The sequence below is a fragment of the Streptomyces sp. NPDC054765 genome, assembly GCF_053612065.1.
On the sequence record NZ_JBSHBP010000002.1, the window covers coordinates 213362 to 240130 of the forward strand.

22 protein-coding genes and 1 pseudogene are annotated in these 26769 nt (G+C 71.5%); 10 read left to right on the forward strand and 13 right to left on the reverse strand.

The window, feature by feature from the left end; all coding sequences use genetic code 11:
- Positions 1–84: 84 nt before the first annotated feature.
- Both htpX and pspAB read left to right on the forward strand, forming a co-directional pair.
- On the forward strand, positions 85–984 hold the full coding sequence (gene htpX / locus ACWGJY_RS02550; protein WP_453258950.1) for a zinc metalloprotease HtpX: 900 nt from the start codon (positions 85–87) through the stop codon (positions 982–984).
- A 127-nt stretch (positions 985–1111) separates the two neighbouring features.
- Positions 1112–1675, forward strand: coding sequence for a PspA-associated protein PspAB (gene pspAB, locus ACWGJY_RS02555; protein ID WP_453258951.1), 564 nt, complete (start codon positions 1112–1114; stop codon positions 1673–1675).
- 200 nt (positions 1676–1875) lie between these two features.
- On the opposite strand, the gene ACWGJY_RS02560 is transcribed toward pspAB, so the two are convergent.
- Complete coding sequence (locus ACWGJY_RS02560; RefSeq protein ID WP_453258952.1) at positions 1876–2460, reverse strand: PadR family transcriptional regulator; 585 nt, start codon at positions 2458–2460, stop codon at positions 1876–1878.
- Positions 2461–2599: 139 nt separating this feature from the next.
- Between ACWGJY_RS02560 and ACWGJY_RS02565 the strand changes: the two genes are divergently transcribed.
- Together ACWGJY_RS02565 and ACWGJY_RS02570 are read left to right on the forward strand one after the other, a co-directional pair.
- On the forward strand, positions 2600–3190 hold the full coding sequence (locus ACWGJY_RS02565) for a hypothetical protein (protein WP_453258953.1): 591 nt from the start codon (positions 2600–2602) through the stop codon (positions 3188–3190).
- The gene (locus ACWGJY_RS02570) at positions 3187–4536 is read left to right on the forward strand and encodes a carotenoid oxygenase family protein (protein ID WP_453258954.1); all 1350 of its coding nucleotides are present in this window, start codon (positions 3187–3189) and stop codon (positions 4534–4536) included. Before ACWGJY_RS02565 ends, ACWGJY_RS02570 begins: the two co-directional genes overlap by 4 nt.
- A 227-nt stretch (positions 4537–4763) precedes the next feature.
- Here ACWGJY_RS02570 and ACWGJY_RS02575 read toward each other — a convergent pair.
- Positions 4764–4856: pseudogene (locus ACWGJY_RS02575) on the reverse strand (M24 family metallopeptidase); the annotation flags it as partial.
- Positions 4857–5110: 254 nt separating this feature from the next.
- On the opposite strand from ACWGJY_RS02575, the gene ACWGJY_RS02580 reads away from it, so the two are divergent.
- The 4 genes from ACWGJY_RS02580 to ACWGJY_RS02595 all read left to right on the forward strand — a co-directional run bounded on the left by ACWGJY_RS02580 (position 5111) and on the right by ACWGJY_RS02595 (position 8878).
- Positions 5111–6175, forward strand: coding sequence for an ABC transporter ATP-binding protein (locus tag ACWGJY_RS02580; RefSeq protein ID WP_453258955.1), 1065 nt, complete (start codon positions 5111–5113; stop codon positions 6173–6175).
- A gap of 4 nt (positions 6176–6179) precedes the next feature.
- On the forward strand, positions 6180–7091 hold the full coding sequence (locus ACWGJY_RS02585; protein ID WP_453259047.1) for an ABC transporter permease: 912 nt from the start codon (positions 6180–6182) through the stop codon (positions 7089–7091).
- Between the two features lie 76 nt (positions 7092–7167).
- Complete coding sequence (locus ACWGJY_RS02590) at positions 7168–8079, forward strand: ABC transporter ATP-binding protein (RefSeq protein ID WP_453258956.1); 912 nt, start codon at positions 7168–7170, stop codon at positions 8077–8079.
- Positions 8080–8158: 79 nt separating this feature from the next.
- Complete coding sequence (locus tag ACWGJY_RS02595; protein WP_453259048.1) at positions 8159–8878, forward strand: ABC transporter permease subunit; 720 nt, start codon at positions 8159–8161, stop codon at positions 8876–8878.
- 292 nt (positions 8879–9170) lie between these two features.
- On the opposite strand, the gene ACWGJY_RS02600 is transcribed toward ACWGJY_RS02595, so the two are convergent.
- The 6 genes from ACWGJY_RS02600 to ACWGJY_RS02625 form a co-directional block, all read right to left on the reverse strand.
- Positions 9171–10484, reverse strand: coding sequence for a CynX/NimT family MFS transporter (locus ACWGJY_RS02600; RefSeq protein WP_453258957.1), 1314 nt, complete (start codon positions 10482–10484; stop codon positions 9171–9173).
- 274 nt (positions 10485–10758) lie between these two features.
- Positions 10759–11469 (reverse strand): FadR/GntR family transcriptional regulator, encoded by a 711-nt coding sequence (locus ACWGJY_RS02605; RefSeq protein WP_453258958.1) that lies wholly within the window; start codon positions 11467–11469, stop codon positions 10759–10761.
- A 285-nt stretch (positions 11470–11754) separates the two neighbouring features.
- On the reverse strand, positions 11755–13158 hold the full coding sequence (lysA, locus tag ACWGJY_RS02610; RefSeq protein WP_453258959.1) for a diaminopimelate decarboxylase: 1404 nt from the start codon (positions 13156–13158) through the stop codon (positions 11755–11757).
- 16 nt (positions 13159–13174) lie between these two features.
- On the reverse strand, positions 13175–13489 hold the full coding sequence (locus ACWGJY_RS02615) for an SAV_915 family protein (RefSeq protein ID WP_453258960.1): 315 nt from the start codon (positions 13487–13489) through the stop codon (positions 13175–13177).
- 749 nt (positions 13490–14238) lie between these two features.
- Positions 14239–15159: a LysR family transcriptional regulator gene (locus ACWGJY_RS02620; RefSeq protein ID WP_453258961.1), complete on the reverse strand. Its 921-nt coding sequence runs from the start codon at positions 15157–15159 to the stop codon at positions 14239–14241.
- A gap of 178 nt (positions 15160–15337) precedes the next feature.
- Positions 15338–17068, reverse strand: coding sequence for an MFS transporter (locus tag ACWGJY_RS02625; protein WP_453258962.1), 1731 nt, complete (start codon positions 17066–17068; stop codon positions 15338–15340).
- A 181-nt stretch (positions 17069–17249) separates the two neighbouring features.
- Between ACWGJY_RS02625 and ACWGJY_RS02630 the strand changes: the two genes are divergently transcribed.
- Complete coding sequence (locus ACWGJY_RS02630; RefSeq protein WP_453258963.1) at positions 17250–18341, forward strand: Lrp/AsnC family transcriptional regulator; 1092 nt, start codon at positions 17250–17252, stop codon at positions 18339–18341.
- 8 nt (positions 18342–18349) lie between these two features.
- The gene (locus ACWGJY_RS02635; protein ID WP_453258964.1) at positions 18350–19147 is read left to right on the forward strand and encodes a rhomboid-like protein; all 798 of its coding nucleotides are present in this window, start codon (positions 18350–18352) and stop codon (positions 19145–19147) included.
- On the opposite strand, the gene ACWGJY_RS02640 is transcribed toward ACWGJY_RS02635, so the two are convergent.
- The 5 genes from ACWGJY_RS02640 to ACWGJY_RS02660 all read right to left on the reverse strand — a co-directional run bounded on the left by ACWGJY_RS02640 (position 19135) and on the right by ACWGJY_RS02660 (position 26730).
- The gene (locus ACWGJY_RS02640; RefSeq protein ID WP_453258965.1) at positions 19135–19950 is read right to left on the reverse strand and encodes an HAD family hydrolase; all 816 of its coding nucleotides are present in this window, start codon (positions 19948–19950) and stop codon (positions 19135–19137) included. The two genes, ACWGJY_RS02635 and ACWGJY_RS02640, sit on opposite strands and share 13 nt — an antisense overlap.
- On the reverse strand, positions 19947–21236 hold the full coding sequence (serS, locus tag ACWGJY_RS02645) for a serine--tRNA ligase (RefSeq protein ID WP_453258966.1): 1290 nt from the start codon (positions 21234–21236) through the stop codon (positions 19947–19949). The genes ACWGJY_RS02640 and serS overlap by 4 nt, the downstream gene beginning before the upstream one ends.
- A 746-nt stretch (positions 21237–21982) precedes the next feature.
- Positions 21983–22909 (reverse strand): prephenate dehydratase, encoded by a 927-nt coding sequence (pheA, locus tag ACWGJY_RS02650; RefSeq protein ID WP_453258967.1) that lies wholly within the window; start codon positions 22907–22909, stop codon positions 21983–21985.
- Between the two features lie 141 nt (positions 22910–23050).
- Complete coding sequence (efeB, locus tag ACWGJY_RS02655) at positions 23051–24460, reverse strand: iron uptake transporter deferrochelatase/peroxidase subunit (RefSeq protein ID WP_453258968.1); 1410 nt, start codon at positions 24458–24460, stop codon at positions 23051–23053.
- The gene (locus ACWGJY_RS02660) at positions 24460–26730 is read right to left on the reverse strand and encodes a copper resistance CopC/CopD family protein (protein WP_453258969.1); all 2271 of its coding nucleotides are present in this window, start codon (positions 26728–26730) and stop codon (positions 24460–24462) included. The genes efeB and ACWGJY_RS02660 overlap by 1 nt, the downstream gene beginning before the upstream one ends.
- Positions 26731–26769: the final 39 nt, after the last annotated feature.

Consider the following 26769-nt stretch of genomic DNA (forward strand, 5'->3'; position numbering starts at 1 on the left):
AGTGTGGGGTCCGTGGCGTGCGGTATGAGGACGGCGCGCGAGCGGGTCGGCACACTGCGCGAAGTGCGGCGTTGCGGAGGAACCATGGCACAGACCCGATTCGCCCCGGACCGCGGGCTGACCTCACGCATGGTCATGACGATGTTTTTCATCGGGCTGCTGTACGTGGTCGTCGTCAGCGTGCTGGTGGTGCTGCTCAAGGGCGCCTGGGTGGTGGTGCTGGTGATCGCGGGCGGCCTCTTCGTCGCGCAGTTCTGGTTCAGCGACCGGATCGCGGCGTTCAGCATGGGCGCGCGCGAGGTCACGCCGGAGCAGGCACCCGAGCTGCACGGCGCCGTCGACCGGCTGTGTGCGCTGGCCGACATGCCCAAGCCGCGGGTCGCGATCGCCGAGTCGGATGTGCCGAACGCGTTCGCCACCGGCCGCAACCAGAAGAACTCGATGGTGTGTGCCACCACCGGACTGCTCAGACGGCTGGAGCCGGAGGAACTGGAGGGGGTGCTCGCCCACGAGCTCTCGCATGTCGCGCACCGCGATGTCGCGGTGATGACCATCGCCTCGTTCCTCGGCGTACTGGCCGGGATCATCACCCGGGCCGCGCTGTGGAGCGGCATCGGCCGCAACAACCGTGACCAGAACGCGGCCATCGCCGTGCTCATCGTGACCGCCGTGAGCGTGGTCGTCTACGCGATCAGTTTCCTGCTGACCCGGCTGCTGTCCCGATACCGCGAGCTGTCCGCCGACCGCGCCGCCGCGCTGCTCACCGGCCGTCCCTCGGCGCTGGCCGCCGCGCTGACCAAGGTCACCGGCCAGATCGCGCGGATCCCGACCGAAGATCTGCGCAAGGCCCAGCCGTTCAACGCCTTCTACTTCGCCCCGGCGTTCAACAAGGAGAGCTTCAGCCGTCTGCTGTCCTCGCACCCGACGCTGGAACAGCGGCTGGACCAGCTGGCCAGGATCGCGGCGGAGCTGGGGCGGGCGTGATGGACGGTGCAGTTGCGGCGGACGTGAAGGACGGACGTGAAGGACGGACGTGAAGGACGGGCGTGAAGGACGGACGTGAAGAACGATGCAGTGAGACCGGCCGTAACGAGCAAGGAGTAAGTCGCGCATGGGATTTCTGGATGCCCTCCTCGGCCGCAGCAAGCCGGTACGCCCCGATCTCGACCAGCTCTTCGCGCTGCCGTCCGCCGCGGTGACGCTGCAGGCCGCGGCCGGTTTTGAACCCACCGGCCTGGGGTCGGTGTGTTTCGCGAGCGTCGAGGGCGGGACGTTTTCCCGTATCCAGGAGGAGGCACGGTCCCTCCTGGACGGTTCGGTGGAGTTCACGCAGGACGCGTACGGCTATACGTGGCTGCTCGCACGGCATCCGCCGGAGGACGTGGCGGGCCTGGTCAACGACTTGCACGCGGTCAACACGTCCCTGGAGGAGGCGGGTTTCGGCCCGCAGCTGCTGTGTTCGCTGGTCGGCTTCCGCGATGAGCGGGGGCGGTCGCTGGCGCTCGTCTACCTCTACAAGCGCGGCGCGTTCTACCCCTTCGCCCCGGACCTGGGAGGCGGCGAGAAGCGTGACAATCCACTGGAGCTGCAGGTGCGGGCGATGCTCGGGGACGATCTGACGATCGAGCAGGATCTGGCCCGGTGGTTCCCGGTGTGGGGTGCGCCGGGGCTCTGAGGGGCGCGTGCGGCTCACCGGGCCCGGCCCTCTGGGGGCGGTGATGCCAGGCCGGTCCTACTCCAGCGTGCCGCGCGCGCTGTGCGACGGCACCTGAATTTGCGGGCCCGGGACGGCTGCGGCAGGTGCGGCGCGGCGCTGACCGTCGTCGTTCCGCCGGCCTGGGGGACCGGTGGCTCCGACAGTCGTCGCCCGGCCCGTCACTCCTCTTCGCCCGGCCGGTCCTCCGGGTGCTGAGCCCTTGCGAGTCCGCTCGCCCTTCTCGCCTTTGCGCTGGTCACCTCATCGGCTGCCCAACGGGCCCATTCCTCCTGGGTCGCCGAAATCCGCAGGCCGTACTCCAGGGCGATCCGCCCGTAGACCGAAATCATTTCCTCGTCCCAGTCCGCGGTCTCTTCGATGTGCTGGAGCGTGGCGCGGGTACGCGCGGCGCGTTCGGCCTGATGCAGGAGAAACGTCTGTGCTTCGAGCGGCGTGACGATGCCGAGGAAGAAGACGCGCAGCAAGCCGTCATGGCGCTGGGGGCCGCTGGGCTCCACCTCGGTGAGCCAGTGGCGCAGCTCCGTCAGGCCGTCCTCGGTGATCGCGTACTCCTTGCGGCCGCGGGGGCCGTGGGCGGCGACCTCGACGAGGCCGGCGGTCGTGAGCTTGGTGAGCTCGCCGTACACCTGGCTCTGGGTCGCCGGCCAGACATTCGGAAGCGAGGCGTTGAACAGCTTCATCAGGTCGTATCCGCTCGCCGGTGCTTCGGCCAGCAGGCCCAGCACGGCATGTTTCAGGCTCATGGTCGGCACTTTACCTTCCAGTGTTGACATGTCAAAGGTGGGTGTTCTATCTTCGACATGTCGAAGTTGGAATGTGTTGCAGATGCAGCGACTCGTCCCGGCGTTGCGGCGCGCGGTTCGTGAGTGAAGAGGGGGAATCATGAACTACCTGCGGAGCTTCATTCCGTGGCTGGTCTTTGCCGGGGTGTCTTCCGCCGGCTGGCAGTGGGGGGCGCTCGCGGCCCTGGCGATATCCGTCGCGCTGCTCATCGCCGACCGGGCCGCGGGTCTTTCGCTCGACCAGCGCCTGCTGGAGTACGGCACGATCGTGTTCTTCGCCGCCCTCGGCGTGCTGGCCTTCGCCCGTCCCGACAGCGGTCTCCAGCTGTACAGCAGTGCCCTCTCGATGGGCTGGCTGGCGCTGATCGCCTGGGTGTCGATCGCCGTGCAGCGGCCCTTCACGATGGCGATCGCGCGACGGATGGCCCCGCCGGAGGTCTGGCGCACCCCGCTGTTCCGCCGCATCAATGTGGTGCTCACGGCCGCATGGGCGTTGTCCTTCACCCTCACCGCGATCGCCCAGACCGTCGTCTCCGCCTATGAGTTGAACGCCATCTTCTCGATCGTCATCCAGATCGCCGGATTCGTCCTTCCCTTCCACTTCACCGCCGCCTACCCGGAGCGTGCTCGCGCCCGCTTCATGGAGAACTCCGGCGCGCGGTCCGACGCCCAAGGAGGCCTGGCCTTATGACCACCACACCCCCGACCACCGCAACCGAATCCTCTGCCCCCGCCCCCCACATGGCAGGCAACTTCGCCCCGGTGAAGGACGAGCTGACCGCCTACGACCTCCCGGTCACGGGCACCATCCCGCCCGAACTCACCGGCTGGTTCCTCCGCAACGGCCCCAACCCGAGGGACGCCGCCACTCCTCACTGGTTCTTCGGCGACGGTATGGTCCACGGCCTGCGCCTGGAGGGCGGCCGGGCCGTCGCCTACCGCAACCGCTGGGTCCGTACCTCCACCTTCACCGACGGCGTGCGGTCGGTGGACGGGCAGGGCCGCCGCAATCTGGCGGCGGGTGTGGCCAACACCCATATCGTCCGGCATGCCGGACGCACCCTCGCCCTGGTCGAGTCGTCGCTCCCCTATGAAATCGACTGCCGCCCCGGCCATGAGCTGGAGACCATCGGCGCCCATGACTTCGGGGGCCGGCTCACCACGGCCATGACGGCCCACCCCAAGACGTGCCCCACCACCGGCGAGCTGCATTTCTTCGGATACGGCGGGCCCACTCCGCCCCATCTCACCTACCACCGCGCCGATGCGTCAGGGGAGCTGGTGATCAGCCGCCCCATCGATGTCCCGGGGTTCACGATGATGCACGACTTCCATCTGACCGCCGGACACGTCATCTTCATGGACCTTCCCGTGGTCTTCGACCGCAGCCGCCCCGGCATGCCGTTCCACTGGAACCCGGAGTACGGCGCCCGGCTCGGTGTGCTGCGGCGTGACGACCCCTATGGCGAGGTCCGCTGGCTGCCCATTGACCCCTGCTATGTCTTCCACGCCCTGAACGCCCATGACGAGGGCGATCAGCGGATCGTCCTGTATGTGTCCCGTTATGCCGAATACGGCGGCAGGGCCCCGGCCTGTCTCTGGCGCTGGACGATCGACCTCGCCCGGGGCACGGTCTCCGAGGAACAGCTCGACGACCGGTTCTGCGAGTTCCCCAGGGTGGACGACCGGCTCGCCGGGCTGCCGGCCCGCTTCGGCCACGCCACCACCGGCGAGCTGCCGGACAGCGGCCCGGTGCCCGGTGCCCTGCTCCGCTACGACCTGCAGACCGGTGGCGTCGTCCGCCATGACTTCGGCCCGGGGCGCACTCCGGCCGAGGCGGTGTTCGCCCCGGCGGACGACCGTCCGGGAGGGCCGGGCTGGCTGATCACCTATGTCTACGACGCATCCACCGACACCAGCGATCTCGTCGTACTGGACGCGGAAGACATATCCGCCGACCCGGTTGCCACGGTCCATCTCCCGCAGCGAGTGCCGTACGGCTTCCACGGCAACTGGCTTCCGGATCCGGTCAGTTGACGTAGCCGAAGGGCGCGGTGGGGCCGCGCACCGCCTGATCTTTGACAACTCAAGAGTGGGTACGGCGGTACGGCCGGGACAGGTCCCGGCCGTCGGGACAGGTCCCGGCCGTCGGAAGGAAAAGGCTCCGGCTGTCGCCACACGACTCCCCGTCGGATCAGGGCGCGTCACCGGTCTGGTGCCCGGAGCGGGTGTCGACGCCGGCCGCATCAACCGCAGATGCACTCCATGTCGAGGATGAAGGCCATCCCCGGCGCCAGCTCGCGGTGGGTCGGGAAGAACTGCAGCGGTACGCGGAAGTTGGTGAAGGCGGTGCGGTCGCTGTGGTGCCTGAGGCCATCGCCACCCCGTCCGTCCGTGAGGGGTGCATCGCGGTACGTGTCCGTAACTTGGCACCGATGAATCTGACAATGACCGGCGGCTGCGTCAAGAGGGTGTACGGGCATGCGCCGCACCCCGACGCCGGGACCGCTCCCAGCAGGAGACCCCTACGGGCACGTAATACCGCAGGGGGAGGCACATCCCATCGTCTGGTCTGACGACCGGTGTGGCCGGCGCCACTACCGTCGAGGACGTGACTGTGATCGTGACCGAAAGCCTGAGCAAGCGGTACCCGCGGGTGACCGCGTTGGACCGGCTCTCCCTTGACATCGCCCCCGGCGTAACGGGCCTGGTGGGTGCCAACGGTGCCGGCAAGTCCACCCTGATCAAGATCCTTCTCGGACTGGCCCCGGCCACCGAAGGGACCGCGCATGTTCTCGGCCTGGACGTGACCAAGGACGGCGGCACCATTCGTGAGCGGGTCGGCTACATGCCCGAGCACGACTGCCTGCCGCCGGACGTCTCGGCCACCGAATTCGTCGTGCACATGGCCCGGATGTCCGGTCTGCCGCCGGCCGCCGCCCGTGAGCGCACCGCGGACACCCTGCGCCATGTCGGCCTCTACGAGGAGCGCTACCGCCCCATCGGCGGCTATTCGACGGGCATGAAGCAGCGGGTGAAGCTGGCCCAGGCGCTGGTCCACGACCCACAGCTGGTGTTCCTCGACGAGCCCACCAACGGCCTCGACCCGGCCGGGCGGGACGAGATGCTCGGCCTGATCCGGCGCGTTCACACCGACTTCGGGATCTCCGTCCTGGTGACCTCCCACCTCCTCGGCGAGCTGGAGCGCACCTGTGACCATGTCGTCGTCATCGACGGCGGCGCACTGCTGCGCTCCTCCTCTACCGATGAGTTCACGCAGGTCACGACCTCGCTGGCGGTCGAGGTCACGGACTCCGACGCCCATCCGGACGGCACCGGAGCGCTGCGCGCGGCCCTGGCCGCCGCAGGAGCCACGGTGACCACCGGCGCCGCGGGCTCGGAGAGCCTCGCCTCCGCCGGACACCTCCTGTACGTGGAGACGGCCGGTGAGGAGACCTACGACCTGGTACGGGACACCGTCGCCGGCCTCGGCCTCGGCCTGATCCGGATGGAACAGCGCCGGCACCGGATCGCCGAGGTCTTCCGCGACGCGGACGCGGCGCATGCCACCCCCGCCACCCCCGCCGCCCCCGTCACCCCTGCCAGCCCCGTCACCGCAGGCGCCCCGGGCGCCCCGCACGCCACCCAGGACGGAGGCGCCCACGATGTCGCCTGAGCCCATGACGCCGGCGTCCACGACGTCCGCAACCGCCGCGCCGGGCGGCGCCTACATCCACAACATCGGCTACCGCCACTACGACGGCCCCCGCCTGGGCCGGGCCTACGCCCGCCGCTCGCTCTTCTCCCAGAGCCTGCGCGGCGCCTACGGGCTGGGCCGTTCGGCCAAGAGCAAGGTGCTGCCGATGCTGCTGTTCGCGGTGATGTGCCTGCCCGCCGCGATCATGGTCGCGGTGGCGGTGTTCACCAAGGCGAGCAGCCTCCCGGTCGGCTACTCCCGCTACGCCATTTACCTCCAGGCCGTCATCGGCCTCTTTCTGGCCGCCCAGGCCCCGCAGTCGGTCTCGCGCGATCTGCGCTTCAAGTCCATACCGCTGTACTTCTCCCGCCCCATCGAGCGGGTCGACTATGTGGCATCGAAGTTCGCGGCCATGGCGAGCGCCCTGTTCCTCCTCACCGGCGCCCCGCTGCTGGTCCTCTACGTCGGGGCGCTGCTGGCGAAGCTGGACTTCGTCGACCAGACCAAGGGGCTGGCGCAGGGGCTGGTCTCCGTGGTCCTGCTCTCGCTGCTGTTCGCCGGGATCGGCCTGGTCGTCTCCGCGGTCACACCCCGGCGGGGCTTCGGCGTCGCCGCGGTGATCGCCGTACTCACCATTCCGTACGGTGCGGTGAGCGCAGTCCAGGGGATCTCCTTCGTCCAGGGCAACGAGTCCGCCGTCGGCTGGCTGGGGCTGTTCTCCCCCATCACGCTGATCGACGGAGTGCAGTCGGCCTTCCTCGGCGGCACCAGCTCCTTCCCCAACGGCCTGGCGCCGTCGACGGGTGCCGGATTCATCTATCTCCTCGTCACGCTGGGCATCATCGCCGGCTGCTACGGCCTGCTGATGCGCCGCTACCGGAAGGCCGGACTGTGACCACCTCCCGCCGCCGGTTCCGGCCGGCCGGCACCCCCGGCCCGACCACCACCCTCCGAAGGAATGGGCTGCGCCCATGAGCACTCTCACCATCGACCATGTCTCGCGCTGGTTCGGCAATGTCGTCGCCGTCAACGACATCACGATGACCATCGGCCCCGGCGTCACCGGCCTGCTCGGCCCCAATGGCGCCGGCAAATCCACCCTCATCAACATGATGGGCGGCTTCCTCGCGCCCTCCAACGGCTCCGTCACCCTCGACGGGACGACGATCTGGCGCAACGCCGGAATCTACCGCCACATCGGCATCGTTCCGGAGCGCGAGGCGATGTACGACTTCCTCACGGGGCGCGAATTCGTCCTCGCCAATGCGGAGTTGCACGGCCTCGGCCGGGCGGAGGCGGCCAGGGCCCTGGCCACCGTCGAGATGGAGCACGCCCAGGACCGCAAGATCTCGACGTACAGCAAGGGCATGCGGCAGCGCGTGAAGATGGCGTCCGCGCTGGTCCACGACCCGTCCGTGCTGCTGCTCGACGAGCCCTTCAACGGTATGGACCCCCGCCAGCGGATGCAGCTGATGGAGCTGCTGCGGCGGATGGGCGACGAGGGCCGTACGGTCCTGTTCTCCTCGCACATCCTCGAAGAGGTCGAGCAACTCGCCTCACACATCGAGGTGGTGGTGGCCGGGCGGCATGCCGCTTCCGGTGACTTCCGCAAGATCCGCCGACTGATGACGGACCGCCCGCACCGCTATCTGGTCCGGTCCGACAACGACCGGGCGCTGGCCGGTGCGCTGATCGCCGACCCCTCGACGTCCGGCATCGAGGTGGACCTCGCCGAAGGCGCGCTGCGCATCCAGGCGGTCGACTTCGGCCGCTTCACCGAACTCCTGCCGCGGGTCGCCCGCGACCACGGCATCCGCCTTCTGACGGTCTCGCCCTCCGACGAGTCGCTGGAATCCGTCTTCTCCTACCTCGTAGCGGCCTGAGGCCTGAAAGGAGCCCTGACGCATGTCCACGACCACTCCGACGGCCAAGCCCGTGACCCCCGGCGCGCCCAAGGCCTCACTGTTCCACCCGACCGTCGCCCGGCTCACCTACCGTGCCCTGCTCGGCCGGCGGCGGGCCCTGATCCTCTTCGTGCTGCCCGCTCTGCTGGTGGTGCTCGCGGTCGCCGTCCGTGTGCTGGCCGGCGCCGACGACTCCACCGCCGGCGGCATCCTCGGCGGCTTCGCTCTGGGCACGATGGTGCCGCTGATCGGTGTCATCGCCGGTACGGGCGCGATCGGCCCGGAGATCGACGACGGCTCGGTGGTCTATCTCCTGGCCAAGCCGGTGTCCCGGCCGACGATCATCTTCACCAAACTCCTGGTCGCGATAGGCGTCACGGTCGCCTTCTCGGCCCTCCCCGTCCTGCTCGCCGGCTTCCTCCTCAACGGCAACAGCCAGCAGATGGCCGTGGGATACGCCGTGGCTGCGGCCGTCGCATCGGTCGCCTACAGCGCCCTGTTCCTCCTCTTCGGCACGATCACCCGGCACGCCGTCGTGTTCGGCCTGGTCTACGCCCTGGTCTGGGAGGCGCTGGTGGGCACCCTCGTCCCCGGTGCGAAGACCCTCAGCATCCAGCAGTGGGCGCTGGCGGTCGGCCAGAAGGCGGCCGCGGAGGGCGCGATCACGTCCGATGTCCAACTGCCGCTGGCGGTCGGCCTGCTGGTGGCGCTCACGGCCCTCGCCGGCTGGTACGCCGCCCGCCGTCTGAAGGCGCTCACCCTGGCGGGCGAGGAGTAAACGACGCTCCGGGCGCGGCGGGGCGCGGCGCGGCGCGGCGGGTCGGCGAGGCGGACGGGTCACAACCCTCACCCTCAACCCTCACTGAGCTGAGGGTGAACGCCGAGCCAGGTCCCGTCGTCGCTCCCGTCGCTCCCGTCGCTGCTTCCGGTGCCCCGCCGACGGTCTTGAACTCCTGCACGTTCCGCCACGTTCCGCAGATGCTCCCGGTAGCCGGCGGTGAGGCGGGTGCCGCCCGGTTTGACGGTGACGAAGCAGAGCCAGTCGCCGGCGGGCGGCGCGCCGGCCGACTTCAGCGCCGGTCCGCCGGTACCCCGATCCGCGGGTCAGCCGGTACCCCGATCCGCTGGTCCCGCCCCGCGCCCAAGCCCAACAGGGCCAGGCCGGCGCAGACCACGATCAGCAGCAGGAGGGGCAGGGTCCAGCCGTTGGTGACCTGGTGCAGTGCTCCCATGGCGAGCGGCCCCACGGCGGCCAGAAGGTACCCGCCGGCCTGGGCCATGCCGGAGAGGCGGGCAGCGGTGTGGGCGTTGTCGGAGCGCAGCACCATCATCGTGAGGGCCAGGCCCAGTGCGCCGCCCTGCCCGATGCCGAGGAACGCGGCCCACAGCCAGGCACCGGCCACCGGCGCCACCAGCAGCCCGATGACACCGCAGGCCATCAGCGCGGACACGGCCACACCCAGCATCCGCTGACGCCGCATCCGACCCGCCAGCAGCGGCACGATGAACGAACCGACCATCTGCAGCAGCGTGCTGAAGGCGAAGACCAGGCCCGCCTCGCCCTTGCCCAGGCCGTGATCGGTGAAGATCGTCGGCATCCAGGCGATGTTCACGTACGCGATCAGCGACTGCGAGCCCATGAAGAGCGTGACCTGCCAGGCCAGCGCGGAGCGGCTGAGCTTCGGTCCGTCCTCGCTGACGTGGAGCGGGGTGGCCGCGGCCGCGCCATGGCGGGTGCCCCGCCGGGCCATGACCGTCTGCGGGATCCAGACGGCCGCGGCGACGGCGGCCAGCAGCGACCAGGAGACCAGTGCACCCTGCCAGCTGCCGAGTGCACTCTCCAGCGGGACCGCGGAGGCGGCCGAGACGGTCGCACCCAGGATCATCGCGGTCGAGTACAACGCCGTCATGCTTGCCGCATGCTCGGGGAAGTCCCGCTTGATCAGGCCCGGCATCAGCACGTTCAGCAGGGCTATCGAGGCACCGACCACCGCACACCCGACGAACAGTGCGACCACCGGCGGGGCGATCCGCAGCACGATGCCGCCGCACAGTGCCACCAGTGCCCCGCACAGTGCCGCCTCCGTGCCCCAGCGACGTGCCAGTTTCGGCGCGAGGATCGAGCCGAGGCCCATGAAGATCAGCGGGATGGTCGTCACCAGGCTGCTGGCGGTCGCGGTCAGCCGGAAGTGCCGGCCGATCTCGCTGAGCAACGGCGAGACCCCGGCCAGCGCCGCCCGCATGTTGAGCGCGGCCAGGATGATTCCGGCCATGAGCAGGGCCGGGTGAGCCCGCAGCCGTCGGCGGGCCGCGGCGACCGGCGGTGCCGCGACCAGATCTTCCTCAGCGTCTATCAGGGGTGCGTCGAACGTGGGCCCTGCCATACGTGCGTACCTCGCCAAGAGTGGTGTGCGATCGGAGTGTGCGTTCAGAAAGGAGATCGGTGTTCGGAGAGCAGATCGGTGAGTGAGAAACGGGGGGAGAGAAGAGGGCGCGAGAAGCGGGAAAAGAGCGCGGATCGCGCGGAACGAACGTGGATCGAGGGAAACGAAAGTGCGTCACGCGGAGCGAACGTGGGTCGTGGGAAACGAACGTGGATCGCGGGAAACGAGCGTGCATCACGGGGAGCGAACGTGGATCGCGGGGAACGAACGTGGATCAGCGGGTTTCCAGCAGGGCCTCCACGGCCCGCTTCGGCTTCTCCAGCAGGTCGCGGATGGCCTGTTGAGCGGCCTCCGGGTCGCCCGCCGCGATCGCGTCCATCACCGCGACATGATCGCCGTGCACGATTTTCGGCATCGCCCGGTCGTCGAGGTAGTTGACCAGCGACTCCTTTACGGAGCTGCTGAACCAGCCGTAGGTCGCCGTCAGCGCGGTGTTGTGCGCGGCCTCGACGACGGCCTTGTGGAAGGCGATGTCGTGATCGGCATAGAGCTCCAGGCTGTCGGAGTGGGGCTGGCCCTCCGCGTCCGCCAGTTCGGTCTGGGCATCCAGGGCCGCCCGCATCCGCTCCAGGTCGGCGGGCCGATGGCGCAGCGCGGCCAGCCGGGCGGCCTCCGCCTCCAGGGCGATCCGCAGCTCCAGTACGTCGCGGATACCGGCCCGCTGGACGCCGCGCATGATCTCGCCCGGGTCCGCGGTGGAGACGACGAAGGTGCCCTCGCCCTGCCGTGAGCGCAGCATCCCGGCATGCACGAGCACCCGCACCGCCTCACGGACGGTGTTACGGCCGACCTGGAGCTGCTCGGCGAGCGCGTGCTCGGTGGGGATGCGGGAGCCCACCCGCCACTCCCCGGCCGCCAGTTGGGACCGCAGGGCGTCGACGACGGTGTCCACGAGGGATTGCCGTCCCGCTGCCTGCAGCGCCATCGCCGAAATCCCCCTTGCCCGATCACCCGGTCATCCTACAAATAATGCATTCACCATACACGAAAACTGGGGAATCTGTGGCTGGTGGCAACCATGAGAGTCGTGGGAGCCATGGGAGTCGTGGCAACCGTGAGAGCCGTGGCAGCCATGAGAGTCGTGGCAACCGTGAGAGCCGTGAGAGCCGTGAGAGCCGTGGAAACCGCGGGAGCTGTCAGAGGGACGCATGCCGACGAGGGCCCGCCGGCCACCCCCGGGAACGCGGGGCGGCCGGCGGGCCCTCGGGCCTCACAGCCCGATGTCCCGCTCCTGGATGTCCGCGAGGGATTCGCGCCGCACGAGAAGGCGGGCCCGCCCTTCGGTGACGGCGACGACCGGCGGCCGGCCGACGAGGTTGTAACCGGAGGCCATCGAGAGGTGGTACGCACCGGCGACGGGGACGGCCAGCAGATCGCCGGGACGGATGTCGCCGGGCAGCGGGACATCGGCGGCGAGCACATCACCGGCCTCGCAGTGCCGTCCGACCACGGTGACCGGTTCCGGCGCGGCGGACGGGCGGCGGCCGACCAGCCGCGGCGCATAGCGCACCCCGTACAGCGCGGGCCGCGGGTTGTCGCTCATCCCGCCGTCCACCGCCACGAAGGTGTGCGCACCGGTCCGTTTGACGGACAGTACCCGGTAGAGGACGACGCCGGCCGGGCCCGCGATGGCGCGGCCCGGTTCCACGGCGAGGCGTGGCACCGGCAGCCCGGCCGCCGCGCAGCCGCCGGCCAGTTCGGCACGGATCTTGACGCTGAGCGAGGAGAGGTCGAGCACGGGCTCGCCGGGGCGGTAGGCGACGCCGTGGCCGCCCCCGAGGTCCAGCTCGGGCAGCGTGATGCCGTGCTGCTCGTGAATCCGGGCCAGCAGGCCGATCAGCCGGCGTACGGCCGACAGATAGGGTTTCACAGTGGTGATCTGCGAGCCCAAGTGGCAGTGCAGGCCGACCAGTTCGAGCCGTGGCTGACTGAGTATGCGGGCGATGGCGTGCTGCGCGGAGCCATCGGTGATCGACAGCCCGAACTTCTGGTCGTCCGTCCCGGTACGGATCTTGGCGTGGCCGCCGGCGGCGATGCCCGGCACGACCCGGATCAGCACCCGCTGCCGGCTGCCCGCCGGGACCGCGGCGGCCAGCCGGGCGATCTCCGAGGTGCTGTCGATGACGATCCGGCCGACGCCGAGCCGTAGCGCGGCCCGCAGGTCGGCCGGGCTCTTGGCGTTGCCGTGCAGCACGATCCGCTCGGGCGGGAAGCCGGTGGTGACGGCCAGCTCCAGTTCGCCGGCGGAGCAGACGTCCAGGCCGAGCCCCTCCTCCCGCACCCAGTGCGCCATGGCACGGCACAGGAACGCCTTGGCGGCGTAGAAGACCTCGGCATCGGGGAAGGCCCGTAGGTAGGCGCGGCAGCGGTGGCGCACCTCGTCCTCGTCCAGGACATAGGCGGGGGTGCCGAAGCGGTCGGCGACCTCGGTGAGCGGGACGCCGCCCACGGCGAGGTCGTCCTGCCCGAGCGGCGCCGTGGAAGCGGGCCAGATGGACAGCGGTTCGCCGCCGGACGGCTGCCGGGTGGCACCGGGCCGTGGGGTCGCCACGGCGGTGGCCGGCGACGGGGCGGCGGCGCCGTGGGCGGTCCGGGGCAGTGTGCTGTGGCTCATGGTGGATGCCCCTCCCTCAGACGGCCTGTAGGTGGTGACCACGGGGAATGGCCGGGGCGAACCGCGGATCGACGGTCAGGACCGTCGCTCCGACGGGTTCGGCCAGTGCACGCAGCGCGGGCTCGGAGAGCCTGACCCAGGGCTGGTCGCTGCCGAGGGCCGCGGCGAGGCGCTGGGGCGAGGTGAAGCCGACGGCGGTACGGCCGCCGAGCGGAGTGCGGAACAGGCGGGCCGTGCAGCCCGCGGGGCCCGACCGGACAGGGACGAAGAGAAGCCCGGCCGGGACACGATCGGCAGGCTCGGGATCTTCCGCGTACAGGAGGTGGGACACGGCGTTGCTCCTCGAACAGGACCTCGGCCCCGGACCGGTGGGAAACGCGTATGCCGGGGCTCGGCCCTGACGCTATTCCCGGGGAACGGGGCACTCCGCCGTCCGCTGACGCGTCATTGACGGGTTGTGGACGCTACTTGACGCGATGCTGGTGTCCGGTGGCCGATTGTGCGGTGATGGTGACGCTGAGGCGCGGTCCGTGCGGCTGAGGCGCGGTCCGTCCAGCTGCGGCGGAGGACCCGGCGCCGGCCGGGTGCCGGCCGGGCGTGGGCCCGGGGCGGTGCCGGCGCGGCTCCGGAGCGGGTACGGCACGGCTGCGGCACGGCTCCGGTGCGAGTCCTGGCCCGTCGCCGTGTCCCGCGTCCGCCGGACCGTCCCTCATCCGTGGACCGCCGCGCTTGACCTTGACACTGGGGAGAGCACTCCACTGGAAGGCGTCAGTTTCACCATCGGAGATTCCGCCCAGTACGGCCGTGTGCCGGCCCGCATGCTGCGCCACTACGACGCGACCGGGCCACTACGACGCGACCGGGCTGCTGCGCCCGGCCCCTACCGACCCGGTCGCAGCCCCGGCCGGCGACGCCATCCGCGTCCACGAGGGGAGGGTGATCACCCATGAGGCGCCGCCCAGAACCTCGCGCACTGGATCGGCGCCAACGGCTACCGCTCCGCCGGGTACGCCCGCGAGCGGTATCCGGAGTGCCCGCCGGACCAGGAGAACTGGGTCACCGAGATCCAGGAGCCGGTGGTCAGGGCCTGAGGCGCTCCGTGTCGCCGCCGCCCAGGCACGCGGTGACCGTCTCGGCGAACGCCACCGCCGCCGGGCTCAGCGCCTCCCACTGGCGCACCGCCCAGCCGGTGGCCAGTGGGGGCAGCGCGGCGACCGGGATCAGCCGCAGTGCCGGATGGGCGGCGGCGTGCAGGCCCGGCAGTTGGGGGACGACCGCATGGCCGACGCCGAGTTCGGCGAGCAGCAGGGCGGTGTCCCAGTCGGCGACGCTGGTGGTGCTCGGGGGCGGGACGGGGCCGGCTTCCCGGTGACCGAGGTGTCCGTCGAGGCGCATACGGGAGGTGGAGTTCTCCGGCAGCCGGATGTGCCGGATACCGGCCAGCTCCTCGGGCTCGATCCGCTCCCGGCCGGCCAGCGGGTCATCGGCGCGTACGGCGAGCACCCAGGGCAGCCGGACCACCGGATGCTGCTCGATGCCGCGTACCGGCGGCCCTATGGTGATCCAGGCCAGCTCGGAGCCGCCGTCCGCGACGGCCTCGAAGCAGCGCCGGCTGGAACTCTCGGTCTGGAACTCCAGGTTGACGTGCGGATGGCGGGCGCGGAAGGCGACCACGGCCTCGGACATGAAGTGCCGGACGGTTGTGGCGCCGGTGGTCACCCGGACCGTGCCGCCGTCGCCCGCGCGCAGATCGGCCAGCCGGCGCAGTGCCAGGTCCAGCCCGCCGATGCCGTCCGCCGCCGCGCGGTGCAGGATCCGGCCCGCCTGGGTCGGCGCCACACCGCGCGGCCGGCGCTCCAACAGGCCGATGCCCGCCTCCCGTTCGAGGCGTTTGATGCGCTGGCTCACGGCCGACTGGGTGCATCCGAGCTCACGGGCGACGGCACTGAGACTGCCTGCCTCGCAGACGGCCACGAAGACGCGCAGATCGTCGAGGGTCACGCGTGCACGGTAGCCGTCAACCCAAGCTCTTTCTAAGGGATTTGGAAGGAAACCCGAGGATTGACTTGGGTATGCGCACACGGGGAAGCTCGTCGCAGGGCCCAGGGCGGCAACCCGGAACCGCGTACGGCCGTACGGTTCCGGGTGCCGACCCGCGCAGGGGCGTGTTCCGTCGCGGCTATGCCTCCGCTCGCGCACCCGCCCGCACTGGAGCCGCCGCGGATCCCGCCGCGGATCCCTCCCCGGATCCCGCCGCGGATCCCTCCCCGGCCCCGTTCCCGGCCCCCGCCGCGGCCCGCCGCTCGTGTCGGTCGGCCGGACCGTCACCGCCCTCCCCGCGCCGTACCACCGCAAGGACCAGCAGTCCGCCCGCCAGGGCCACCACCCCGGAGATCAGCAGGATGTCCGTCAGCCCGGAGACATAGGCGGCCCCGACGGCCGTACGGGAGGCGCCGGGCCGTACGGCGCCGTGCAGTGCGGAGGAGAAGACGGTGCCGAGGACCGCGATGCCCAGGGCGTAGCCCAGCTGCCGGAAGGTGTTCACGGCGCCGCTCGCCATGCCCGCCCGCTGCGGGGGCGCCGCGCCGAGCGCCGCCGAGACCAGGACCGGCATCGCCATCCCGATGCCCAGCCCGCTCATCGCGAGCCCGGGGACCAGCGCCGCCCACCCGGAGCCGTCGTCCAGCAGCGCGTACTGCAGCAGCGCCCCGGCCCCGACCAGCAACATGCCGGCCCCGACCGGGAGTTGGGGTGCCATCCGCTGCAGCAGCCTGCCGCCCAGCGCGCCGACCAGCAGGGACATCAGCGCCATCGGTGTCACCGCGAGACCCCCCTGCACCGGGCTCAGGCCGACGATGTTCTGCAGCCACAGCCCCACGAACGACAGATACGGGAACGCCGCGGCCTGCAGCAGCAGTGCCGCCGCCATCAGCACCGCGAACGACGGCCGGCGCAGCAGCCGCAGGTCCAGCAGCGGCCGGCGCACCCGCCGCTCGACGGCGACGAACACCAGCAGTGCGAGCGCCGCGCCGCCGAGCGAGGCGAGCGTCCCGGCCTCGGTCCAGCCCTGCTCGCCGCCGCGGATCAGCCCGTACGTCAGCGCGCCCGCGCAGGCCGTGAAGGAAGCGGCGCCCGGCCAGTCGATACGGGCGACGGGGGTCTGCCCGGCCGAATTCGTCCGGGACCGGGGGAGGCCGCCGTACGACTCCTGGACCCGGCGCAGGGTGATCCACACCGCGACGGCGGTCAGCGGCAGATTGACCAGGAAGATCGCCCGCCAGTCCACGTATTCGGTGAGCAGGCCGCCCAGTACGGGGCCGATCGCGGCGGCGGCGCCGCTGGTGCCGCCCCAGACGCCGAACGCCACACCGCGGTCCCGGCCCTGATAAGCCGCCATCAGCAGCGGGGTGTTGGTGGCGAACATCGCCGCCGCACCCATGCCCTGCACGGCGCGGGCCGCGACCAGCAGGCCCGCGTCCGGGGCCAGACCGCAGGCCAGCGAGGCGAGTGCGAACAGCGTCAGCCCGGCCACGTACAGCCGGCGCCGCCCGAAGAGGTCCGCGGCCGAGCCCGCCGCCATCAGCAGCGCGGCCAGCGCCAGCGCATAGATGTCCATCACCCACTGGAGAGAGGTGAAGGAGGCGCCCAGGCCGTCGGCTATCCGGGGCAGCGCGGTGTTCACGATCGTCACATCGACCAGCAGCAGGAAGTTGCCGAGGGTGATGGCGACCAGCGGCCACCACCTCCCGGCCCGGCCGCCCTCCGGGCCCGCATCCGGTCCGCCGCCGCCCGGTCTACCGCCGCCCGGTCCGTTACCCGGTCCGCCGCCGCCCGGTCCGTCACCCGGTCTGCCGCCCGTGCCCGCCGCCCGGCCGCCCACCGCGGTCCCCCGCTCCGGTGCGCTCCCCATGATCTTTCCTCCACTCGTGTTGCCGGGGCGGCGCGCTGCGGCACCGCCCCGTGGTGCCGACGCCACCGTGCGGCCCGCGCCGCCCGCTCTCCCAGCCACCGGGTTCCCGGCGGCGCATTCCGACACGCGCTAGCCTCGAATGGTGAAAACCGACGGAGAGTCCGATGGGAAGTCCGACGGAATGTCCGATGGGAAGTCCGACGGGAAGTCCGACCGGAAGTCCGACCGGAAGTCCGACGGAACGGTCCAGGGGAGAGTCACCGCCCACCCCCTCGGCGCCCCCACCGGCTTCGACCCCCTCGACCGCCGGCTGGTGCATGCGCTGCAGCTGGACGGCCGGGCGCCGTTCAGCCGGATCGCCGCCGTGCTCGGCGTCTCCGACCAGACCGTCGCCCGGCGCTACACCCGGCACCGCACCACCGGCGGGCTCAAGGTGCTGGGGCTGGCCGACGCCCAGGCGCTGGGCGAAGTCGAATGGCTGGTGCGGGTCCAGTGCACGCCGGACGCCGCCGTCTCCGTCGCCGAGGCGCTGGCCCGTCGCTCGGACACGTCCTGGGTGAGTCTGATGTCCGGCGGCACCGAGATCAGCGCGGTCTGCCGCGCGGCGAGCAGCGACCACAGCGATGCGCTGCTGCTGCAGAAACTGCCGCGCACCCCGAGCGTCGTCGGCGTCACCGCGCACTGTCTGCTCCATGAGTTCTTCGGCGGCCCGCAGAGCCTGATCAGCAAGTCCGGGGCGCTCACCGACGCCCAGATCGCCGCACTGAGCCCGCCGCCACCGGACCCGCCGGCCACCCCGGTGACGCTCACCGACGCCGACCGCCGGCTCTTCGACGCGCTCGCCCGCGACGGCCGTGCACCACTGGGCGGGCTCGCCGCCGTCACCGGCTGGTCGCCCACCACCGTCCGCCGCCGGCTCGCGGAGCTGCGCGCGGACGGTGTCCTCTACTACGACGTGGACTACGACCTGCGGCAGTTCGGCTACGGCGTGATGGTCGCCCTCTGGCTGTCCGTCGCGCCCGCCGAACTCGCCGCCACCGGCGAGGCCCTGGCGGCACACCCCGAGGTCGCCTTCGCCTGCGCCACCACCGGGCCCCACAACCTCTTCGCGTCCGTGATGTGCCAGAGCGTCGGCGCGCTCTACACGTATCTGACGACCCAGGTCTCGGCGCTGCCCGGCGTACGGGCGATGGAGAGCGCGCCCCGCATCCGGCACGTCAAGGGGCCGGGGCCGCTGATCACCACCTCTCCCGCCGCCGGGCGCCGGCGGTGAGGCCCCTGATGGAGCCGCCCCGCGGCGGCCGGCAGCCGTCCCCCGGCAACCCCCTGACCTGGGTGAAGGACTGGGTACGCAGCAGTCCCGGCACCCATATCTGGCTGCTGGTCATCGGCATCACCAGCCTGGTCATCGCCTCCGCGTCCGAGGGGCTGGGCCAGTTCCTCGTCCACCGCACCAGCAGCAATATCCACGAGCTGAACGAGCATCCGCTGCCGTCGCTGCTCATCAGCGGCTTCTGGATCGAACGCCCCGCGTCGTTCCTGCTCTACGTGGTGATGTTCGAGCTGGTGCATGCCAATGTGGAGCGCTGGACGGGCAGCGCGCGCTGGCTGCTGACCGTCGGCGGGGCGCATGTCGCCGCCACCCTCGCCAGCCAGGAGCTCGTCCTGCTGGCCATCGAGGGCCATCAGCTGCCGCGTTCGATGACCCATGTCGTGGACATCGGCGTCTCGTACGGGCTGGCGGCGGCCGCCGGTGTGCTGACGTACCGGCTGCGGCCGCCCTGGCGCTACGGCTATCTCTCCGCGGTACTGATCTTCTTCGCCATCCCGCTGCTGACCGGCGCCTCGTTCACCGACTTCGGCCATGCCATCGCGCTGGTCATGGGCTTTGCGGCCTGGCCGCTGACCCCGGCGGCGGCCGAGGGGCCGGCACCGGAGCCGGAGCCGGAGCCGGAGCCGGAGCCCGTTGAGCAGCCCACGGAACCGGCCGCCGGGCCACCCCCGGACCCGGATCCTGGTCAAGAGGGCCGTCAGGAGGGCCGTCAGGAGGGCCGTCAAGAGGGCCGTCAGGACAGGTAGAGCCGCTCCAGCACCACCGCGACACCGTCCTCCTCGTTGGAGGCGGTGAGTTCGCCGGCGACGGCCTTCAGCTCGTCATGGGCGTTGGCCATCGCCACGCCGTGCGCGGACCAGGCGAACATCGGGATGTCGTTGGGCATATCACCAAAGGCCAGGGTCTCCTTCGCGGTGACGCCCAGCCGGCGGGCGGCCAGCGACAGTCCGGTGGCCTTCGACAGCCCCAGCGGCAGCAGTTCGACGATGCCCTCGCCGGCCACCGTCACGCCCACCAGATCCCCGGCGACCCGGCGCGCGGCCCGCGCCAGCGCATCGTCGTCCAGGGTCGGGTGCTGGATGTAGACCTTGTTGAGCGGGGCCGCCCACAGCTCGCCGGGGTCGTCCATCATGACGTTCGGCAGCGGGCCTTCCTGGACGCGGTAGCCGGGGCCGACCAGCACCTCGCCCTCCAGGCCGTCCCGGCTCGCCGCCAGATGCAGCGGACCGGTCTCCGCCTCGATCTTGGACAGGGCGAGGCCGGCCAGCCGGCGGTCGAGCGTCACCGACGTCAGCAGCCGGTGCTCACCGGCGTGGTAGACCTGGCCGCCCTGTCCGCACACCGCAAGGCCCTTGTACTCCAGGGCGTCGAGGATGTGCCGGGTCCAGGGCACGGCCCGGCCGGTGACGACGATATGTGCCGCGCCCGCCGCGGTGGCCGCGGCGAGCGCCTGGCGGGTGCGCTCGGAGACGGTCTCGTCGTGGCGCAGCAGCGTCCCGTCGAGATCCGTCGCGATGAGCTTGTAGGGCAGCGGAGCGGACGGGCTCACTTGGCGACGGGCTCCAGGATCTCCCGGCCGCCCAGGTAGGGGCGGAGCACCTCGGGGACGCGCACGGAGCCGTCCGCCTGCTGGTGGTTCTCGAAGATCGCCACGATGGTGCGCGGTACGGCGCAGAGCGTGCCGTTCAGGGTCGCCAGCGGCTGGACCTTCTGCTTGCCGTCGACGGTCTCGCGCATCCGGACCGAGAGCCGGCGGGCCTGGAACTCGTCGCAGTTGGAGGCCGAGGTCAGCTCGCGGTACTTGCCCTGGGTGGGGATCCAGGCCTCGCAGTCGAACTTCCGGGAGGCGGAGGCACCGAGGTCACCGGTGGCGACATCGATCACCTGGAAGGGCAGCTCCAGACCGGTCAGCCACTGCTTCTCCCAGTCCAGCAGCCGCTGGTGCTCGGCCTGGGCGTCCTCGGGCGCGACGTACGAGAACATCTCGACCTTGTCGAACTGGTGGACCCGGAAGATGCCGCGGGTGTCCTTGCCGTAGGTGCCGGCCTCGCGGCGGAAGCACGGCGAGAAACCGGCGTAGCGCAGCGGCAGCTTGGCGGCGTCCACGATCTCGTCCATGTGGTACGCGGCGAGCGGGACCTCGGAGGTGCCGACCAGGTAGTAGTCGTCCTTCTCCAGGTGGTAGACGTTCTCCGCGGCCTGGCCGAGGAAGCCCGTGCCCTCCATGGCCCGCGGGCGCACCAGGGCCGGGGTCAGCATCGGCGTGAAGCCGGCCGCGGTGGCCTGCGCGATGGCGGCGTTGACCAGCGCGAGCTCCAGCAGCGCGCCGACGCCCGTGAGGTAGTAGAAGCGGGAGCCGGACACCTTGGCGCCGCGCTCGACGTCGATGGCGCCGAGCAGCTCGCCGATCTCCAGGTGGTCCTTGGGCGCGAAGCCCTCGGCGGTGAAGTCACGGATCGTGCCGTGCGTCTCCAGGACGGTGAAGTCCTCCTCGCCGCCCACGGGCACGTCGGGGTGGACGAGGTTGCCGAGCTTGCGCAGCAGCTGCTGCGTCTCCTCCTTGGCCTCGTCCTGGGCGGCATCGGCGGCCTTGACGGCGGCGGACAGCTCCCCGGCCTTCTTCAGCAGCACGGCCTTCTCGTCGCCGGCGGCCTTGGGGATGAGCTTGCCGAGCGCCTTCTGCTCGGCGCGCAGCTCATCGAAGCGGACGCTGGACGACCTGCGCCGTTCGTCGGCGGAGAGAAGCGCGTCGACGAGTGCGACGTCCTCTCCACGGGCGCGCTGGGACGCGCGCACACGGTCTGGGTCCTCACGAAGCAGGCGAAGGTCAATCACCCCACCAGGCTACCGGGCGCTGCCCCGCCCCTCGACGCGATATTCCCCGGCATGTCATTTTGCCCGTTTTGAGGTATTTATTCCCTTGCGAGCGGGAGAGAAGGGGAGAGGAAATGCGGGTGGGCAATTCGCGCGTATTCCACGGTGCAGCGGCGGCCGGGTGACGGATTTCCCGTGGCCGGCGGGGGCGTCGCGAGGCTCGGCGGGGGCCTCGCGGCGTCCGCCACGAGATCTTCGCGGTGTCCGTGTCGGGGCTTTTGCGGTCTGCGTGCCGGGTGATCCACGGTGTGGACAAGGGGAGTTGGGGGGCGTCGGAGGGGGGTGCGGGGGCCTGGTTATCCCCCGGGGTCCCCCAGTTGTCCACAGGGGGGCGAGGTTTCGGGATTCTTATCCACAGGCTGTGTGTGAGATCTGTGGAAGTCGGAACTGATCATTCCGCCCCCGAAATGCTCGGCTATGGATTCCTTGTCCAAACCCTGTTCACGCACTCTTTCGTGTGGGATTGCCTCGCCCTAAAGGATTGGACACGTGAATTGTGCTGACGGTGTCCGACGTGGGGTGCTGTGGAGGGGTGTGCGGCCAGTAGGGCGATATGTCGATTCTGTCCGACTCGCATGTCGACTTACCCACAGGTCGAGAACCGCGCCTGTGGATAACTTTGTGGATAACCCACGGGCCGCCCAAAGTCGCAGGTCGTGCTGTTTCGTCGGGTCGGCCGGCCGGTCCGTGAAGCACCCGGATCCGGTTCAGCCCCGTCCGTCCAGACAGCGCGCCAGCCAGTCCGACGCCTCGGTGAACGCGCCGTCCGTCATCTGCCGCCGTACGCTCGGCGCCACCTCGTCCGCCCGCGGATAGGACCCGAGGAACCGCACCTCGCGGCAGATCCGCTTGAGGCCCATCAGCACCTCACTGACCCGGCGGTCGGTGACATGCCCCTCGCAGTCCACGGAGAAGCAGTAACGTCCGATGCCCTCGCCGGTCGGCCGGGACTCGATCCGCATCATGTTCACCCCGCGCACCGCGTACTCCTGCAGCAGTTCGAGCAGCGCACCGGGGTGGTCCTCGGCCAGCCACAGCGCAACCGAGGTCTTGTCGGCACCGGTGGGCGCCGCGGGCCGGGCCGGGCGGCCCACCAGCACGAAGCGGGTGGCCGCGTTCTGCGCGTCATGGATGTCGGTGACCAGCGGCTCCAGGCCGTAGGTCGCCGCCGCGAACGCGCCGGCGAACGCGCCGTCGTAGCGGCCCTCCTGCACCAGCCGTGCGCCGTCGGCGTTCGAGGCCGCCGACTCCCATACGGCCTCGGGGAGTTGGGCCGCCAGCCACTTGCGCACCTGCGGCTGGGCGACCGGGTGCCCGGTCACCGTCTTCACCCCGCTGAGGACCGTACCGGGGCGGACGAGCAGCGCGAAGGCGATCGGCAGCAGCACCTCGCGGTAGATCATCAGCGGTTTGCCGGAGGCGAGTTCGTCGACGGTGGTGGTCACTCCGCCCTCGACGGAGTTCTCGATCGGCACCAGCGCCGCGGCGGCCTCACCGGCGCGCACCGCGTCCAGAGCGGCCGGTACCGACACCATGGGCACCAGCTCGCGGGTCGCCGCCTCGGGCAGGCTGCGCAGCGCGGCCTCCGTGAAGGTCCCCGCGGGGCCGAGATAGGTATAGCGACTGACCGACATGGATCAGGACTCCCTCGCGTCACTGCGGGGGCAACCCGCCGATCTTCTCCCTGCCCTGCCACGATACCCAGCCCTTCCCGGGCCGGGCGGGACTTCCCCGGCGGGCCCGGCCCCGGGGGCCGCCGCCGGCCGGCCGGTCCCTCAGCCCTCCAGCAGTGGCCGGCCCACATAGCCGCCCGGCTCGGCGGCCGGGGGCACCGCGAACAGTCCGCTCGCCTCGTGCCGCAGGAACGGCGACAGCGCGTCCCCGCGGTCCAGCTTCCGCTGGACCTGGGTGAAGGCGCGCAGCGGGTCGGCCTGCCAGCAGACGAAGAGCAGCCCGGCGTCCGGGGCGCCGTCCTCCCGGAACCCGTCGTGGAAGGAGAACGGGCGGCGCAGCATCGCCGCGCCCTGGTTGGACTCCGGCGCCGCGATCCGTGCGTGCGCATTGGCCGGGATGACCGGCAGCCCGTCGGGGCCGCTCGCGTCCAGCCGCATCGGGGTGGTCTCGGAACCGCCGGTCAGCGGTGCGCCGGTGTCCTTGCGGCGTCCGATGACCTTCTCCTGTTCGCCCCGTGACCGCTTCTCCCAGTCGTCCAGCAGCATCCGGATCCGGCGGACGACGGCGTACGAGCCGCCGTGCATCCAGGCCTGGTCCGCGTTCCGCCCCACGAAGATCCGCTCGTCGAAGTCCCGGTCCGACGGCTTGGGGTTGTTGGTGCCGTCGATCTGGCCCATCAGATTGCGGGCGGTCATCGGGTGCGCGGTGGCGCCCGGTGTGCGGTTGAAGCCGTTCATCTGCCAGCGCAGCCGCGCCGTGCCGGCCGCGTCCTTCTGCAGCGCGCGCAGCGCATGGAAGGCGACCAGCGCATCGTCGGCGCCGATCTGTATCCACAGATCGCCGTTGCTGCGCCGGGGGTCCAGCGCATCGGCGGAGAAGTCGGGCAGCGGGTCGAGCTGGACGGGGCGCCGCTTCGTCAGGCCCGTACGGCCGAAGAAGCTGTGCCCGAAGCCGAAGGTGACGGTCAGCGAGGAGGGGCCCGCGTCGAGCGCGACCCCCGTGTCGGCGTCCGGGGTGTGCCCGGCCATCAGCTCCTCGGCCGTCCGCGACCAGCGGCGCAGCAGCGCGGCCGCGGCCTTGCGGTCCGCCCCCGGTGCCAGGTCGAAGGCGACGAGATGCCCCTTGGCCTGCAACGGGGTGGTGATCCCCGCCTGGTGCCCGGCGCGCGCCGCCCGGAACGCCACCTCGGTCGAACCGATCGTGGTCACGGCCTTGGCGGCCGCGTCCGGCCCGGCCGGCTGCGCCGCAAAGACCCCGATGGCGCCACCGGCCCCGCCGACGACCAGACCGGCCGCGCCCGCCGCGCCGACGGTGCCGAGCAGCCGGCGGCGCGAGAGCTCCAGGGAGGGGGAGCCGTCGGTCTCGGATGCCGGGGCGGCGGCCGGGGCGGGCACTGTCGCCCCGCTGCCCGGCCCGCCGGACCCGGTGCCGGGTGCCTTCGTCCCGGGTACCTTCGTCCTTGGTGCCTTCGTCCCCGGTGTCTTCTTGCTGGACGTCTGCTTGTTGCTCATCAGCCGATCTTCACGTTCTTGATCTCGGTCACCTGGTCGATGTCGGAGGTCCGTACGAGCAGCGACAGCTGCCACTGCCCGGGTACCGGCAGCTGGACCCCGTCCGCCTGCCAGTGGCCCTTGCCGGTGTGCTTCGGGACGACCGGCAGCGGCCCGATCTTCTTGGCCTTCTGGGTGAAGGACACCTTCACCTCCGGGACGTCGACCGCCTTGCCCGACGGGTCCGAGATCCGCAGCCGCAGCGCGTTGGCGCTGCCGCTGCGCCCCGGGTCGAGGTCGAGGCGGGCGGTGCCCTTGCCGTGCGGGCCGCCGGTGTCGAACGGGATGTTCAGCACCTGCGGCTGGCCGGCCGCGGTGGACTGCCCGCCCGAGGCGGCCTTGACCGCCTCCTCGGTACGGGCCGGTTCGGTGGCGGTCAGCACCGTGGTCACCACGAGCAGTACGGCCGCGACCGACGCCTCGGCCAGCACGGACCGGCGCAGCGCCAGCCGCTCCGGGTCGGCATCGCGCTGCCGCTTGGTGCGGGCGCTCCGCAACGCGGCCTGCTGACGCGCGAGTTGGGCGGCGCGGGCGGGGTCGGGGGAGCCGTTGCCGGCCGGGCCCCCGTCGGGGGCGGGCGCGCCGTGCGGAGCGGGCGCGGGCGCGGGCGCGGAGGCGGAGGCGGAGGCAGGAACGGCGCGGGCAGCCGCCGAGGCGCCGACGGCCGCCCTCTCGGTCTCCCGGTCCTTCTCGGTCTCCCGGTCGTTCACCGTCTCCCGGCCGGTCTCCGCCGCCCGGATCTCCTCCGACGTTTTGGCTTCCGAGGGCTTGCCCTCCGAGGCAAGCCCCTCCGCCGTCCCGGCCCCGGACACCGGAACCGTTGCCGTCCGGACCTCCGTCAGCCGCCCCGTCCACCGCCGCGACACCCACGCGATCCCGACGAGCACCACGACCAGGCTCACCTTGAGCAGCAGCAGCCACCCGTACGTGGTGTCGGTCAGCGCGCGCCAGGTGCCGACCTGCCGCCAGGACTGGTAGACGCCGGTGGCCGCCAGCACCACCACGGAGCCGAACGCGATCCGCGAGAAGCGGCGTACGGCGGTCCGCTCGACGGGCGGCCCCCAGTACAGGGACACCAGCAGCGCCGCCAGCCCGCCCAGCCAGGTGGCGACCGCGAGCAGATGCAGCACATCGACCGGCATCGCGACGGCCGGCTGCAGACCGGTCGAGGCGTGTTCGGCCAGTGCCCAGGTCGCGGCGAGCCCGGTGGCGACGACCACACCGCCGATGGCGAGCCCGTACGTGAGGTCCTTGCGCTGCCTGGCCTGCTCGGAGGCGCTCATGGGCCGCTGCCCGGTGTCGTCGTCGCCCGCGTCCTTCCCCCCGGCGTCGCCCGCGCCCTTCTCCCCGGCGTCCGCGGCCGGCACCTCCGCCGGCTCGCCCGCCGGCACCTCCGTCAACCCCTCCGCCGGCTCGTGCAGCCGCGCATACGTCCCGAAGAGCACGGCCACGAATAGCGCCGCCGCGGCGAGCAGCAGCAGCCGGGAGACCAGCGCCGCGCCCGGCTTGGTGACCAGGACCTGCTGGAGGCCGCCGAGGTCGAAGGCATCGGCGAGATCGCCGGACCCGGTGTACGGAGTGCGCAGCAGCAGCATCGCGACGGTGGTGCCCGCCAGCAGCGCCCAGCCCTGTACGACCAACCGCTGTACGGACCGTACGAGGGCCGCGGCGGGCCGGCAGGCCACCACGAAGGCGGCGCCGCCGACGAGCAGCACGAACCCGGCGTAGGCGAGGTAGCGGGCGATGCCGTAGAGCGCGCCGACCAGCCCGCCGCCGGCCTTCTGCTCGGGTACCGGGGCGCTGGTCTTGGAGGGCGCGCCGACCGAGAAGGTGAAGGCGCCGGCCACGGGGTGGCTGTCGGCGGAGACCGCCTGCCAGGTGACGGTGTACGTACCGTTGCCCAGCCCCGGCGGCAGCCCCGCGCCGTATTTGACGATGCTGTCGCTGCACAGGTTGCGCAGCTTGCCGCGGTCCACCCGTTTGCCCCGCGGATCGAGCACCCGGATCGAGTCGTTGCCCATGGCGACGCCCTCGGAGAAGGTGAGCGTCACCTGCTCGGGGGCATGGTCCACCACCGAGCCCTGCGCGGGTGTGCTCCCGGTCAGCGCGGCATGCGCCGAGGCCGGGGCGGCGCCGCCGAGCCCGCCGATCAGCGCGCCGGCCAGCGCCACCGCGACGACCAGCAGGCGCAGCACGGCCGGGCGTCGCGGCCCGAGCCCGGTGGTGACCATAGTGATCGCTCCCCTTACTCCCGTTGTCTGTCCGGGCCT